The sequence below is a fragment of the Bacillus sp. JK74 genome, assembly GCF_053663395.1.
Map to the genome: position 1 here is coordinate 398,668 of NZ_JBSJQB010000002.1, position 14,003 is coordinate 412,670.

The 14,003-nt window shown below is 50.0% G+C and carries 13 protein-coding genes and 1 riboswitch; all 13 genes read right to left on the reverse strand.

Translation table 11 applies throughout. The features are described from left to right. Positions 1 to 35 precede the first annotated feature (35 nt). Positions 36 to 140: riboswitch (SAM riboswitch) on the reverse strand. A 101-nt stretch (positions 141 to 241) separates the two neighbouring features. Further along, complete coding sequence (gene pyrE / locus ACWJJ5_RS06535) at positions 242 to 874, reverse strand: orotate phosphoribosyltransferase (RefSeq protein WP_007611309.1); 633 nt, start codon at positions 872 to 874, stop codon at positions 242 to 244. Beyond that, positions 871 to 1,590 (reverse strand): orotidine-5'-phosphate decarboxylase, encoded by a 720-nt coding sequence (gene pyrF / locus ACWJJ5_RS06540; protein WP_102422461.1) that lies wholly within the window; start codon positions 1,588 to 1,590, stop codon positions 871 to 873. The genes pyrE and pyrF overlap by 4 nt, the downstream gene beginning before the upstream one ends. Continuing rightward, positions 1,559 to 2,494, reverse strand: a complete 936-nt coding sequence (locus tag ACWJJ5_RS06545; RefSeq protein WP_003154377.1) for a dihydroorotate dehydrogenase — start codon at positions 2,492 to 2,494, stop codon at positions 1,559 to 1,561. Before ACWJJ5_RS06545 ends, pyrF begins: the two co-directional genes overlap by 32 nt. Beyond that, positions 2,494 to 3,264 (reverse strand): dihydroorotate dehydrogenase electron transfer subunit, encoded by a 771-nt coding sequence (locus tag ACWJJ5_RS06550; RefSeq protein WP_128574594.1) that lies wholly within the window; start codon positions 3,262 to 3,264, stop codon positions 2,494 to 2,496. Before ACWJJ5_RS06550 ends, ACWJJ5_RS06545 begins: the two co-directional genes overlap by 1 nt. Continuing rightward, on the reverse strand, positions 3,261 to 6,476 hold the full coding sequence (gene carB, locus ACWJJ5_RS06555) for a carbamoyl-phosphate synthase (glutamine-hydrolyzing) large subunit (protein ID WP_278071828.1): 3,216 nt from the start codon (positions 6,474 to 6,476) through the stop codon (positions 3,261 to 3,263). Before carB ends, ACWJJ5_RS06550 begins: the two co-directional genes overlap by 4 nt. Next, positions 6,461 to 7,555: a carbamoyl phosphate synthase small subunit gene (locus ACWJJ5_RS06560; RefSeq protein WP_007409730.1), complete on the reverse strand. Its 1,095-nt coding sequence runs from the start codon at positions 7,553 to 7,555 to the stop codon at positions 6,461 to 6,463. Before ACWJJ5_RS06560 ends, carB begins: the two co-directional genes overlap by 16 nt. Beyond that, on the reverse strand, positions 7,552 to 8,838 hold the full coding sequence (locus tag ACWJJ5_RS06565; protein WP_102422458.1) for a dihydroorotase: 1,287 nt from the start codon (positions 8,836 to 8,838) through the stop codon (positions 7,552 to 7,554). The genes ACWJJ5_RS06560 and ACWJJ5_RS06565 overlap by 4 nt, the downstream gene beginning before the upstream one ends. Next, positions 8,822 to 9,736: an aspartate carbamoyltransferase catalytic subunit gene (locus tag ACWJJ5_RS06570; protein ID WP_070081798.1), complete on the reverse strand. Its 915-nt coding sequence runs from the start codon at positions 9,734 to 9,736 to the stop codon at positions 8,822 to 8,824. Before ACWJJ5_RS06570 ends, ACWJJ5_RS06565 begins: the two co-directional genes overlap by 17 nt. A gap of 141 nt (positions 9,737 to 9,877) precedes the next feature. Continuing rightward, complete coding sequence (gene pyrP, locus ACWJJ5_RS06575) at positions 9,878 to 11,188, reverse strand: uracil permease PyrP (protein ID WP_007409727.1); 1,311 nt, start codon at positions 11,186 to 11,188, stop codon at positions 9,878 to 9,880. A gap of 154 nt (positions 11,189 to 11,342) precedes the next feature. Next, entirely contained in the window at positions 11,343 to 11,888 is a 546-nt protein-coding gene (gene pyrR / locus ACWJJ5_RS06580; protein ID WP_003154392.1) for a bifunctional pyrimidine operon transcriptional regulator/uracil phosphoribosyltransferase, read from the reverse strand. A gap of 188 nt (positions 11,889 to 12,076) precedes the next feature. Next, entirely contained in the window at positions 12,077 to 12,991 is a 915-nt protein-coding gene (locus ACWJJ5_RS06585; protein ID WP_003154395.1) for an RluA family pseudouridine synthase, read from the reverse strand. A gap of 1 nt (position 12,992) precedes the next feature. Then, positions 12,993 to 13,454, reverse strand: coding sequence for a signal peptidase II (lspA, locus tag ACWJJ5_RS06590; RefSeq protein WP_003154398.1), 462 nt, complete (start codon positions 13,452 to 13,454; stop codon positions 12,993 to 12,995). 101 nt (positions 13,455 to 13,555) lie between these two features. After that, complete coding sequence (locus ACWJJ5_RS06595; RefSeq protein WP_173612739.1) at positions 13,556 to 13,927, reverse strand: TraR/DksA family transcriptional regulator; 372 nt, start codon at positions 13,925 to 13,927, stop codon at positions 13,556 to 13,558. Between the last annotated feature and the right edge of the window lie 76 nt (positions 13,928 to 14,003).

The window sequence follows — 14,003 nt, forward strand, 5'->3', positions numbered from 1 at the left end:
AATCCAGCGGAATGAAAGACAGTGACCCGGTATAGCCCTTATCTTCAAAATGCTGTGCATTTTTCTGGATGCGGCACCTTGCAATACACGCAGGTTGCCGGGCGTCATCGGTCCAGTCCCTCAGCCGCTCTTGATAAGCTTTTTAGATTTGTACTAAATTTTAGCACAATTCTAACAGAAGTCAACCCGAGTTTTTTGATAGGAATAATAAAACAGGCCCTGAGGCCTGTTTTTATTGTCGTTATTTTTTAAACCAATCTTTTGACTCGGGATTCAGTTTCCATGATTTCAGTTTTTCAATGTCAGCTGAATGAATCGTTCCGTTTTCAAGCGCGACTTCAATCAGCGTGTCATAATCTGTTAACGAGTAATAAGGAAGACCCGCTTTTTTAAAGGCTTCTTTTGCTTTCGGCAGTCCGTATGTAAAAATGGAAATGACGCCGAGGACTTCCGCGCCCTCTCTTTGAAGGGCCGCCGCAGCTTCAAGCACGCTGCCTCCGGTAGAAATCAAGTCTTCAATCACGACTGTTTTTTGTCCTTTCTTAATGGCGCCTTCTATTTGATTTCCTTTGCCGTGCGCTTTCGGTTTGCTTCTGACGTAGCACATCGGCGCGCCTGTACGGTCTGCGAGAAGCGCAGCATGCGGAATGCCCGCCGTTGCAGTGCCCGCGATCATCTCCGCCTCGGGGAAATGCTCCTTCAGCAGTTTGCCGAGCCCGTCCGCCACATCATTTCTCACTTTTGGATACGACAATGTCAGACGGTTGTCACAATAGATCGGTGATAAAATGCCGCTCGCCCACGTAAACGGCTCATTCGGACGTAAAAAGACAGCTTCAATGTGTAATAGATGTTTTGCGATAGCCTGTTTCATCGGCGAACGCCCTCCCATTCCAGTTTAATTGCTTCATATGCTTTAACGGGGTTTTCCGCTTTTGTAATTGAGCGGCCCACGACGATGGCTGACGAACCGTTTTCTTTCGCAAATGACGGAGTCGCCGTCCGGACTTGATCGTCAGCTGCGTCACTGGCCGTGCGGATGCCCGGCGTGACTGTCAGAAATGAAGGCCGGACCGCTTCATAAATGGCTTTTGTTTCATGGACCGAACATACCACTCCGTCCAGCCCGCACTCTTCCGCCATTTTGCCGTAGTGCACAACCGTTTCTAACAGCGGCTTTTGCAGCAGAAGCTCTTCCTTCGCCACCTGCTCTGAAGTGCTGGTCAGCTGAGTCACCGCGATTAAAGACGGGCGTTTTCTGCCTGCCGGCGTGCCTTCTTCAAGCCCCTCAAGGGCCGCGCGCATCATGCGTGCGCCCCCTGCCGCATGCACATTGACGAGATCAACGCCGAGGCGGGCCAGCCGCTTCATCGCTTTATTGACCGTAGTCGGGATATCATGAAGCTTTAAATCTAAAAATATATCACAGTTCCGCTCTTTTAATTGGTGAATGATGGCGGGGCCTTCCTGATAAAAAAGTTCCATCCCCGTTTTGACAAAAAGCCTTTCCTTTTCAAACAAGTCTAAAAACGTTAAAGTCTCTTCCCCTGATGCAAAATCAAGCGCGATGATGGGCAGGTTGTTTTTCATGTTTCCAGCTCCTTCCGATGCATTCACTTACAGATTGAAAGCCGTGTTGGCGCAGCACACGGGGGAGCTGTTCTATGATTTCCGGGCAGACGAACGGATTGACGAAGTTCGCCGTGCCGACGGCAACCGCACTCGCTCCCGCAAGAAGAAATTCTAATGCATCCTCTGCAGTCTGAACGCCGCCCATCCCGATAATCGGAATTTGAACGGCCTGGCTGACTTCGTATACCATCCGGATGGCGACCGGTTTGATCGCCGGGCCTGACAGTCCGCCCGTTTTATTTGCTAAAATCGGCCGTCCGGTCTTGAGATCGAGCCTCATCCCGATGAGTGTATTAATCATCGTCAGACCGTCAGCACCGGCCGCTTCAATCGCTTTGGCAATTTCGGTTATGTTTGCGACATTAGGCGAAAGCTTCACATACACAGGCACTGCGGAAACTTCTTTCACCGCTTTTGTCAGTTCGGCCGCCATGACGGGATCAGTACCAAAAGCAATCCCCCCCGTTTTGACATTCGGACATGAAATGTTAAGCTCAAGCGCATGCACATTCGGCGCTTGGCTGATGTGCTCGGCCACTTCTTTATAGTCGTCCACCTGAGAACCGGCGACATTTGCGATAATCGGCGTGTCAAATTGTTCGAGCCAAGGCAGCTCATGATTGAGCACATGCTCAAGGCCGGGATTTTGCAGTCCGATGGCATTCAGCATTCCCGCGCTTGTCTCCGCCACTCTCGGTGTCGGATTTCCGAAGCGGGCTTCGTTCGTCGTTGCTTTAATCATAATGCCTCCGAGGCATGATAAATCGTAAAATCCGGCATATTCTTTCCCGAAACCGAAACATCCGGAAGCGGGGATGATCGGGTTTTTCAATTGGAGACCCGGCAGATTCACCTCTAACATTACAGCGCCACCTCCTCAGCTTTAAATACAGGCCCGTCCAGGCAGACCTTTACATAGGATGTATCGCTTTCACCCGTGCGGCACACGCAGGCGAAGCAGGCCCCGATGCCGCAGCCCATCCGCTCTTCCATCGAAAGATAAACCTCTTTATGGCCGTACTGCTGCTTCAGAGCTTTCAGCATCGGTGTTGGTCCGCAGCTTAGCAGGACATCGAATTCGAGCTGCTTTTCACGGATGACATCGGTGACAAATCCTTTCTCTCCATATGTTCCGTCAGCCGTCGCCACATAAGTGTCTCCGTATGCACGGCATTCCTGTTCGTAAAAAACATCCTTTGCTGATTGAAATCCAAGCACATGAATGACGTTTACGCCTTTTTCCGTCAGGCGCTTTGACAGTTCCTGCAAAGGCGGAACCCCCACTCCGCCTCCGACTAACAGAGCGGTTTTGCCGGGTTCAATCCGCCGGACGGGAAATCCGTTGCCGAGAGGGCCGAGAACGTCTATCCTGCCGCCCGCTTTTTTCCCGGACAAAAGACGCGTTCCCTCACCGTCAGCTCGGTAGATAACGGATACTTCATCTGCGGCGAAATTGACGTCCGCAATGCTGAGCGGTCTTCTTAATAGCGGCGTGACCGCGTCACTCACCTTCAGATGAAGAAATTGACCCGGCTCGGTAAGGTGCCGGACAAGCTCTCCTTTCAGCACCATCTTATAAATCCGGTCGGCAATTTCTAAGTTGGATTGAACAGTCAAATGCGCTTTTTTCATATCGTGACTGCCGCCTTTTGATTGGTTTCGGATGCAGGCATATGATCCGCCCGGAATGTCATGCTTTCCAATACCCGCAAAATGGCTTCGGCCGTATCTAAAGATGTCAGGCAGGCGACTCCGTTCTCAACGGATTCGCGGCGGATTCTGAAGCCGTCTCTGGCCGGCTGTTTGCCCTTTGTCAGCGTATTGATGACAAATTGCGCTTCGCCGTTTCTGATCACATCGAGCAGATTTTTCCCTTCTTCGCCGATTTTCCCGACGACTTGAGCCGGAATCTGAGCGTCTTTCAAATAAGCCGCCGTTCCTTCCGTCGCCAAGATTTTATAGCCGATGGCGTGGAACCGCTTGGCGATCAGCAGTCCTTCTTCTTTATCTTTATCAGCAACGGTCAACAGCACTGAGCCGTAGTTCGGGATTTGAATGCCAGAGGCAATCAGCGCTTTATAGAGCGCTTTTTCCAAGGTTGAATCTTTGCCCATGACCTCTCCCGTCGACTTCATTTCAGGGCCTAACGTAATATCCACTCTTCTCAGCTTCGCGAATGAGAAGACAGGCGCTTTCACGAATACCCCCTGCTGTTCAGGCTGCAGCCCCTCTTGATAGCCGAAATCAGCAAGCTTTTGGCCGAGAATGACCTTTGTCGCCAGATTCGCCATCGGAATCTTAGTGATTTTGCTTAAGAACGGCACGGTTCTGCTTGACCGCGGATTTACCTCAAGCACATACACCTCACCTTGCGACAGTACGAACTGGATGTTCAGCAATCCGATGATGTTAAGGCCTTTTGCCAAGGCTACAGTGTATTGTTCGATTTTTTTCTTAATGTCTCCGCTTAAAGACTGAGGCGGATAGACGGCGATTGAATCCCCTGAATGGACGCCGGCCCGCTCGATATGCTCCATAATTCCCGGAATAACGACTGTTTCGCCGTCAGATACGGCATCGACTTCGATTTCTTTCCCCGTCAGATAACGGTCGATTAACACCGGATGCTGCGGGTTGATTTTGACCGCATTTTTCATATAGTGAAGCAGCTCTTCTTCGTGATAGACGATTTCCATCGCCCGGCCGCCGAGCACATACGAAGGGCGGACAAGTACCGGATAGCCGATGGATGCAGCGATTTTGACCGCTTCGTTCACCGACACGGCGGTTTTTCCGAGCGGCTGCGGCACATTCAGCGCCACAAGCGCCTGCTCGAACTTATCCCGGTCTTCCGCACGGTCTAAATCTTCAAGTGATGTACCGAGAATTTTGACGCCGCGGGCGCTCAATTCTTCCGCAAGGTTGATCGCCGTCTGGCCGCCGAATTGGACAACAACGCCTTCCGGCTGCTCCAAATCGATGATGTGCATGACATCTTCTACCGTCAGCGGTTCAAAATACAGTTTGTCTGATATGCTGAAATCAGTGGACACCGTCTCAGGGTTGTTGTTGATAATAATCGCTTCATAGCCTGCCTGCTTGATGGCCCAGACAGAATGAACGGTCGCATAGTCAAATTCGACGCCCTGTCCGATGCGGATCGGGCCGGAGCCGAGGACGACGACGCTTTTTCTTGATGTTACCTCAGACTCGTTTTCTTCCTCATATGTGCTGTAGAAGTACGGGGTTTCTGATTCGAATTCCGCCGCGCATGTATCCACCATTTTATATACAGGCTTGATGGCTGCTCCTTTTCGCATTTGATACAGCTCTTGTTCCGGCATATTCCATTCCCGGCTGATATATTTATCGGAGAAACCGAGTTCCTTCGCTGTCTGCAGGACGGCGAGGCTGCCTTTTTCCGCTTTCAGCTCGGTTTCAAAAGCGACCAGCTTAGAGAGCTTGTGCAAAAAGAATACGTCAATTGCGGAAAACTCATGAAGCTGCTCCACTGTGTAGCCTCTTCTGAACGCTTCTGCGAGATAAAACAGCCGTTCATCTCCGGCCTTTCTGATCCGTTTTTCCAAAAGCCCGTCAGAAATCTCTTCCGCATCCTTCAGTTCCAGGTGATAGACATCGGCTTCCAGTGAGCGGACCGCCTTTAACAGCGATTCTTCAAGGGTGCGTCCGATGGCCATGACCTCTCCGGTGGCTTTCATTTGCGTCCCGAGCCTGCGGTTTGCCGACTCAAATTTGTCGAACGGCCAGCGCGGGATTTTAGAAACGACATAGTCAAGCGCGGGCTCAAAAGCCGCATATGTTTTTCCCGTTACGGGGTTCATCATTTCATCAAGAGAAAGCCCGACTGCGATTTTCGCCGCAAGCTTTGCGATCGGGTAACCCGTCGCTTTTGAAGCGAGGGCAGATGAGCGGCTCACCCGCGGATTCACTTCGATAATGTAATATTGGAAGCTGTCGGGATCGAGCGCGAGCTGAACATTACAGCCGCCTTCAATGCCGAGCGCGCGGATCAGCTTTAATGAAACATTGCGCAAAAGCTGATATTCCCGGTCGCTCAAAGTCTGGCTCGGGGCAACGACGATGCTGTCGCCCGTATGGATGCCGACCGGATCGATATTTTCCATGTTGCAGACGACGATCGCGTGATCTCTGCTGTCTCTCATGACTTCATATTCGATCTCTTTGTAACCGGCGATGCTTTTTTCCAGAAGGCACTGATGGACGGGGCTGAGCTTTAATCCGTTTTCGACGATCTCTTTCAGTTCCGCTTCATTCGAGCAGATGCCGCCGCCCGTTCCGCCTAATGTGTAAGCGGGGCGCACGATAACCGGAAACCCGATCCGGCCGACAAATTCCTCGGCTTCCTGTAAAGTGCGGATGATCTCACTTTCCGGCACCGGTTCATTCAGCTCATTCATCAGCGTACGGAATAAGTCGCGGTCTTCAGCCTGCTGGATGGCGGACAGCTTTGTGCCGAGCACTTCCACTCCGCATTCCTCAAGAACCCCGAGTTCAGACAGCTCGACGGCAAGATTCAGTCCGGTCTGTCCTCCCAGAGTCGGCAGGATGGCGTCCGGCCGTTCTTTTCTGATAATACGCGTGAGAAACTCCGGCGTCAGCGGTTCTATGTATACCCGATCAGCCATTTCCGTATCCGTCATAATCGTTGCCGGATTCGAGTTGACGAGAATGACTTCATAGCCTTCTTCCTTTAAAGCGAGACACGCCTGTGTGCCCGCATAATCAAATTCCGCCGCCTGTCCGATAATAATCGGGCCTGATCCGATCACTAAAATCTTTTTAATATCTACGCGTTTTGGCATACCGCTTCCCCTTCTTTCTCAGTTGTTTCGATCAAGTCAATGAATCTGTCAAATAAGTGATTGGCGTCTTCCGGTCCCGGTGAAGCTTCAGGGTGGTACTGAACCGTAAATGCCGGCAATGTTTTATGCTTGAGTCCTTCGATCGTTTGATCATTGATCGCAATGTGCGTCACTTCAAGCTCTGTCTCATCTATTGAAGAAACCGTATATCCGTGGTTTTGGGCTGTTAAAGCGACTTTCCCTGTCGCAAGCTCTTTAACCGGATGATTGGAACCCCTGTGTCCGAATTTCATTTTTTCCGTTTCCGCTCCCGATGCCAGCGCAAATAATTGATGGCCGAGACAGATTCCGAATAACGGCACCTTCCCGAGTATGCCTTTTATCATTTCAATGGCTTCCGGCACATCTTTCGGATCTCCGGGTCCGTTAGAAAGCATGATGCCGTCCGGCTTGAGCTGAAGCACTTCTTCCGCCGTTACATTGTACGGTACAACGATGACATCGCATTTTCTTTTGTTTAACTCTCTTAAGATGCCGTGCTTCATACCGAAATCGACGAGCACGATGCGTTTGCCGCGGCCCGGACTCGGATATGCCGTTTTCGCCGATACTTGAGCGACTTGATTTCTCGGCAGTTCCGTTTCTTTCAGCCTTGCAAGAACCTCTCCGACATTCTCCTCACTTGAAGCAAACGTTCCTTTTAATGCCCCGGCCGTGCGGATCATTCTGGTGAGTTTTCGCGTGTCGATCCCTTGTAAGCCGGGGATATTTTTCATTTTCAGATACTCATCAAGCGTGTAAGCCGAGCGCCAGTTGGAAGGCAGCTCGCACAGTTCTTTTACGATCAGCCCTTTTACAAAAGGAGTGATAGATTCAAAGTCATCTCTGTTAATTCCGTAGTTGCCGATCAGCGGATACGTCAGCGTCACGATCTGCCCGCAGTAAGAAGGGTCTGATAAAATTTCCTGATAACCGGTCATTCCCGTGTTGAATACGACTTCACCCGCGGTATGCTCCAGGCTCCCGAATGCTTCACCCTCAAATACCGCTCCATTTTCCAGCACTAGTCTTCTTTTCATTTGACGAGTCTCCCTTCTTCGTATGCAAGCTTACCGGCAGCCATCGTTGCAACAGGCCAGCCGAAGCACTTCATCTTGTTGAATGGCGTATTTTTTCCTTTAGATAAAAATGTATCTTTGTCAATGGCCGCTTCTTTGTCCAGATCAATCAGGGTGATGTCAGCCGGCGCCCCCGGTGCAAGCGTTCCGTACGGAAGACCGAATGCCTCGCAAGGTTTTACCGTCATGAAATCAACCAGCTGCTTCAGCGTCCACGTCCCGTTTTTCACAAAATGTGTGTACAGAAGCGGAAAGGCAGTTTCTAACCCGACGATACCGAAAGGCGCAAGCTTCATGTCCGTGTTTTTCTCTTCTTCTGTATGCGGCGCATGGTCAGTGGCGATGAAATCAATCGTGCCGTCTAAAAGCCCTTCAATCAGCGCCTCTCTGTCCTCTTTGCTGCGAAGCGGCGGATTCATCTTAAAATTGGTATCAAGTCCCGGGATATCTTCGTCACAAAGCAGCAGGTGGTGCGGCGATACTTCCGCCGTCACGCGGATGCCCGCTTTTTTTGCGTCTCTTACGGCTCTGACGGATTCTTTCGTGCTGATATGACACACATGGTAATGGCAGCCCGCCGCTTCCGCCAGCAGGACGTCACGGGCGATATGTACCGCTTCACAAATGGAAGGTATGCCGTTCAGGCCGTTCGCTTTTGAAAAAGATCCTTCATGCACGCTTCCGCCGTAAATAAGCGAGTTATCCTCACAATGAGCGACAATCGCTTTATTTATTGAAGCCGCCCGTTTCATGGCTTCATACATCATTCCGGCCGTCTGAACTCCGACGCCGTCATCGGTGAAGGCGAATGCGCCCGCTTCATGAAGCGCCTCAAAATCTGTCATCTCTTCGCCGGTTTGTCTGATCGTAATCGATGCGTAAGGAAGGACCCTGACAGATGAGGTTTCTTTGATCCTGTTTTGCAGCCATTCCATCTGCTCTTTCGTATCCGGCACCGGTCTTGTATTCGGCATGGCTGCGACTGTGGTAAAACCGCCGCGCGCCGCGGCTTTAGAGCCCGTCTCAATGGTTTCTTTTTTCTCGCCGCCCGGTTCTCTGAAGTGGACATGAAGGTCTACGAGCCCAGGTGAAACGAACAGTCCCTCAGCGTCGATCACCGTTTCTCCGTCTTTCGCTGTCAGAAGCCCGGTTTCCGAAATGAATTCACCCGTTACCCGGATATCCTGTGCCGCTTTTTCTCCCTGTTCATTTAACATCCAGCCGTTTTTAATGAGATAAGACATAAGCCGCTTCTCCCCTTTTCACATTGGTTTGCAGTGCTCTTTTTAAGACTGCCATTCTGATATACACACCATTTTCCATTTGTTTAAAGATTCTTGATTTTCCGCATTCCACTAATGTTGTGTCAATTTCGACTCCTCTGTTCACCGGTGCGGGATGCATGATGATGGCATGCCGCTTCATGCTCTCCGCCCGCTTTGCGGTCAGCCCGTATGCTTCCAGGTAGCCTTTTTGGTCGGCTTCTGTCTGATGCCTTTCATTTTGGATGCGGAGCAGCATGACGACATCTGAAGCTTGTATGGCTTCATCCGTCTGAACACAGGTGCCGAAGGCGTTTTTCTCATCCTGCCACTGCGGCGGACCAGAAAACAGCACACGTGCGCCGAGCCTTGTCAGCACCTCGGCATTTGACCTTGCCACCCTGCTGTGTTTGATATCGCCATGAATGGAAACCGTCAGGCCCTGAAAGGTCTCAAATTCCTCTTGAATCGTCATTAAATCGAGCAATGACTGAGTCGGGTGCTGGCCGCAGCCGTCGCCGGCGTTTAAGATCGGAATATTGACTCTGCCGGTCAGATCTTTGTAATATTCATCCGTGCTGTGCCTGATGACGCAGGCATCCGCTCCGATTGATTCCAGTGTTTTGACCGTGTCGTATAAGGACTCGCCTTTTTGAACGCTTGTGCTCGTGCCGTCTAAGCTGAGCACGTTCATCCCGAGTTTCTTTTCCGCCACTTCAAAGCTGAACCGCGTTCTCGTGCTCGGTTCAAAAAACAGATTCGCAACGAATTTTCCCGCGAGATCGGGACGGACTGCACCCTCTTTTATCGCTTTTGCCTCTCGCAGCAGTTCTGTAATTTCAGCCGCGCTCAGTTCAGACATCGCCGTTAAATGATTCATGTTTTTTCTCCTCCGTTTCCGCTTGAAGGCCGTAAAAAACACCCCGGTCTATAGACTCGGGGTGCGGTTAAAGAGAGAAGAGCCGTACAGCTTCTTCCCGTTATAACCCTTCCAAGCCTCTCTGGACTTTCTTTAAAAGGTTTACATATGATTTTGTTTTTCTGATGCAATCGCGTCTTCTTCATTTGCATGCGGCAGGATAAGGTTCAGGATGACTCCGACGATTGCCGCAAGCGCCATGCCGGATATTTGGAACCCGCCTTTTGATACTTGAATAAAAGCCCCTCCGACGCCGATCACGAGGATGACGGATGTGATAATTAAATTTCGCTTGTTTTCATAATCAATGTTGTTGTCAATCAGCATTCTTAAGCCGCTGGAGGCGATGATTCCGAAGAGCAGGAAGGAAACGCCTCCCATAACCGCGGACGGAACAGAGCTGATCAGCGCTGAAACTTTGCCGATAAATCCGAAGCACAGCGCAATCACTCCCGCGCCGCCGATGACAAAGACGCTGAAAACTCTCGTAATTGCCAGGACACCGATGTTTTCGCCGTATGTTGTCGTCGGCGGGCCGCCGATTAACGAAGCGATAATCGTCGCTACGCTGTCCCCCATTATGGAGCGGTGCAGTCCCGGCTTTTTAATGAAATCCTGTCCGACAACTTTACTCAGCACCATTTGGTGGCCGATATGTTCTGACATCGTCACGAAAGCGACCGGCACCATCGCAGCGGCAATGCCCAATGTCACTGACGGCGTGTAGTCTTTGAAAGGGATGATAAATTCAGGAACGGCGAACCATTTTGCATCAATGACCGGCTGAAAATTGACGATGCCCTGTGTCAGCGCAAACAGATATCCGCCTATAATGCCGATCAATACCGGAATCAAGCTTAAAAATCCCCGTAAAAAGATGGCGCAGATAATGGTGATGGCCAAAGTGACGCCGGCTACACTGAAATGTTTCAGGCTGTAGACGAGTTCCTTCGCATTCGGATCAGCATACATTGCCATATTGACGGCTGTGCTTGCCAGTCCGAGGCCGATGACGATGATGACCGGCCCGACGACCACGGGGGGCAGCAGCTTCATCAGCCACCCCGTTCCAAGCTGCCTGATGAGAAGCGCGATCAGGCCATACACAATTCCCGCCAGGAAAGCGCCGACCATGGCAGCCCCCGGCCCTCCCGTCGCCTTCACCAAGATAATCGGTGATATAAAGGCGAATGATGAGCCGAGATAAGCGGGAATCTGGCCTTTTGTCACCAAGAGATAGGCGAGTGTCCCGATTCCGCTCGTGACAAGCGCCACTGCCGGGCTCATTCCGACCAGTTTCGGCACGAGTATAGTTGAACCGAACATGGCGAATAAATGCTGCAGGCTGAATGACAGCCAGGACAATGGATTGGGGACGTCCCTGACTCCCAGGTTTACTTTTTTCTTACTCATGGCGTTTTCCTCCCGGTTGACTTTCAAATGGTATAAAAAAACCTCTTTGCTTTTTGCGCAAAGAGGCATACAAAGCCCGGCCGCGTCGATCCGCCCGGCTTTGTGTTTTAAAATCCTCTTTGCAAACTCTCTGGAATGCATTTAAAAAGGGTGATTATTCATTTTCGTAAATGGCGACCATATCAGTCTGATCAACTTCGCTCAGCTGAACCATCACTTTTTCAGCTTTTGAGGTCGGAATGTTTTTCCCGATATAGTCCGCTCTGATCGGCAGCTCCCGGTGTCCTCTGTCGACAAGCACGGCAAGCTGTATCGATGACGGCCGCCCGACATCAACGAGAGCATCCATCGCAGCTCTCACCGTCCGGCCGGTATAAAGCACATCATCAACCACAATGACCTTTTGGTCTGTGATATCGGCCGGAATGTCCGCGCCTTTTACAAGCGGCTCTTCATTGCTCGTTTTTTTTGTGAGATCGTCACGGTAAAGGGTGATATCGATTTCCCCGACGGTGACCGGATTTCCTTCAATCTGTTCGATCCGCTCGGCCAGCCGCTTCGCTAAATAAATACCTCTTGTTTTAATCCCTACAAGAATGCAGTCATTCATTCCTTTATTCCGTTCGATCATTTCATGGGCTATCCTTGTCAGCGCCCGCCTGATCGCCTGTTCGTCGAGAATAACAGCTTTTTGATTCACTCGTGACACCTCTCCATTCGTATATAAGAAGAAAAAACCCCTCCTGCCAGAGCATAGAGGGGTTCCTTTCCAGGACGAAGACACACATGTATCTTTTCTGTCCTATCCGTTATCCTTCTCAGCCTCTCTGGACTGTGTTAAAGAATCTATTCAGCTTGTTTTTATTATTCCAGAAAAGAAACTCGCTGTCAATGGCTATTTCTCAAATGTTCAATGAGTTTTTTCATATCTTCAGGAAGGGGCGCTTCAAACTCCATGTATTCGCCCGTCCGCGGATGGTCAAAACCTAATATTCCGGCATGAAGCGCCTGACCGTTGAAATCAATGGTTTTTCTCGGTCCGTACTTCGGGTCGCCTGCCAAAGGAAATCCGATATATTTCATATGAACACGGATCTGATGCGTTCTTCCGGTTTCAAGACGGCACTCTACGAGCGTGAAGTCTTGAAACCGCTCAAGCACGTGGAAATGCGTGACGGCGTTTTTGCTGCTTTCTCTTGTTACGGTCATGCTTTGACGGTCTTTCTTATCTCTTCCGATCGGAGCGTCAATCGTTCCGTCATCATGTGAAATCAACCCGTGGACAACCGCTGTGTACTTTCTCGTCACGGTTTTATTGACGAGCTGATTAACGAGTGATTCATGCGCCATATCGTTTTTAGCGACCATTAACAGGCCGGAGGTATCTTTATCAATCCGGTGGACGATTCCCGGGCGCATGACGCCGTTAATGCCTGAAAGATCATTGCAGTGAGCCATCAGTCCGTTTACGAGCGTCCCTGTCACATGGCCGGGCGCCGGGTGTACGACCATGCCCCGCGGTTTGTTCACAACCAAGACATCCTGGTCTTCATAGTAAATGTCCAAATCCATCGGCTCTGCAAGCACGTCCAATTCTTCCGGTTCAGGAATGGTGACGTTTACCTGATCGCCGGGCTGCATTTTATAATTCGCTTTTACGGATTTGCCGTTAACGGATACCAGTCCCTCTTTTACCCATTGCTGCACTTGAGTGCGTGACCAGTTTTCTCCCGTTGAAGCCAAAAATTTATCAATCCGTTCGCTCTTTTGTTCAGGCTGAACGGTTATCTCAAATTGATTCATGTTATTGCTCCTTCTTTTTCCCGCTGTCAAACAGCATATGAATAAATAAAAGTATTACACCGACGCACAGTGAGGAGTCCGCGATATTAAAAATCGGATAGTGATAATCCACGATGATGACATGAATAAAATCCACCACTTCCTGGCGCGCCGCCCGGTCAATAAAGTTTCCGGCCGCACCTCCCAGCATTAAGCCGAGAGAAATTCCGAGTAACATCTGCCCTTTTGCATAACGCTGTATGTAATAAACGATTCCGATAATCACGGCGATGGTAATGACGTAGAAAAACCACATTTGGCCGGCTAAAATCCCCCACGCCGCTCCCGTGTTGCGATGAGATGTGATATAAAGCACCTGGTCGATGACAGGTATGCTTTGTCCCAATTCCATATGGCTGACGACAAGCCATTTGGTCAATTGGTCGGCAATAATAATAAAAAGAGCGATAAGATAATAAAGCACACACGTTCCTCCAGTATACAGTTACTTTTATCCTTTATGAATTTTATCAGTAAAAGATGCCAGAGTAAAGGCAGATCATAAGCGTATACAAACAGACGCTGTCACTCATACAGCGCCTGATCATATGCATAATCTCCGGGTTCCCAATATGGAAGGGTTTTCTTTTCAAATTGAGCGGGATAATAAAAATCATCAGCGGTTCTGGCCGTCGGCAGCACCGCAAGTTTTTCAATCGGAATGGGGGCGCCTGTTTTTTCACAATAACCGTACGTATTGTTTTCAAACTTAGACAGGGCAAGAAGAACATCCTGAAGTTCTTCTTTTATATGATAGATCAGAGTTGCTTCTTGGTAGTTCATTGAAGGTTCAACAGATGCTGACATTTGAAAGCAAGAATATTCGAATAATCTTGATTGAAGTTCTTCTTTCATCATGAGAAGCTCCGTGTGGATTGCGGTCAGTTGATCATTCATTCATCACAACTCCTGCTCTTGATGTTATAGCTTTATTGTTGCCCTCAGAGCGCCATTTGAAGCCCATAAGAATTTT

Bases quoted from the DNA above. Each gene is read 5' to 3' on its own strand.
- pyrE (WP_007611309.1), bottom strand. From the start codon at position 874: ATGAAACAGGCTATCGCAAAACATCTATTACACATTGAAGCTGTCTTT.
- pyrF (WP_102422461.1), bottom strand. From the start codon at position 1,590: ATGAAAAACAACCTGCCCATCATCGCGCTTGATTTTGCATCAGGGGAA.
- ACWJJ5_RS06545 (WP_003154377.1), bottom strand. From the start codon at position 2,494: ATGTTAGAGGTGAATCTGCCGGGTCTCCAATTGAAAAACCCGATCATC.
- ACWJJ5_RS06550 (WP_128574594.1), bottom strand. From the start codon at position 3,264: ATGAAAAAAGCGCATTTGACTGTTCAATCCAACTTAGAAATTGCCGAC.
- carB (WP_278071828.1), bottom strand. From the start codon at position 6,476: ATGCCAAAACGCGTAGATATTAAAAAGATTTTAGTGATCGGATCAGGC.
- ACWJJ5_RS06560 (WP_007409730.1), bottom strand. From the start codon at position 7,555: ATGAAAAGAAGACTAGTGCTGGAAAATGGAGCGGTATTTGAGGGTGAA.
- ACWJJ5_RS06565 (WP_102422458.1), bottom strand. From the start codon at position 8,838: ATGTCTTATCTCATTAAAAACGGCTGGATGTTAAATGAACAGGGAGAA.
- ACWJJ5_RS06570 (WP_070081798.1), bottom strand. From the start codon at position 9,736: ATGAATCATTTAACGGCGATGTCTGAACTGAGCGCGGCTGAAATTACA.
- pyrP (WP_007409727.1), bottom strand. From the start codon at position 11,188: ATGAGTAAGAAAAAAGTAAACCTGGGAGTCAGGGACGTCCCCAATCCA.
- ACWJJ5_RS06585 (WP_003154395.1), bottom strand. From the start codon at position 12,991: ATGAATCAATTTGAGATAACCGTTCAGCCTGAACAAAAGAGCGAACGG.
- ACWJJ5_RS06595 (WP_173612739.1), bottom strand. From the start codon at position 13,927: ATGAATGATCAACTGACCGCAATCCACACGGAGCTTCTCATGATGAAA.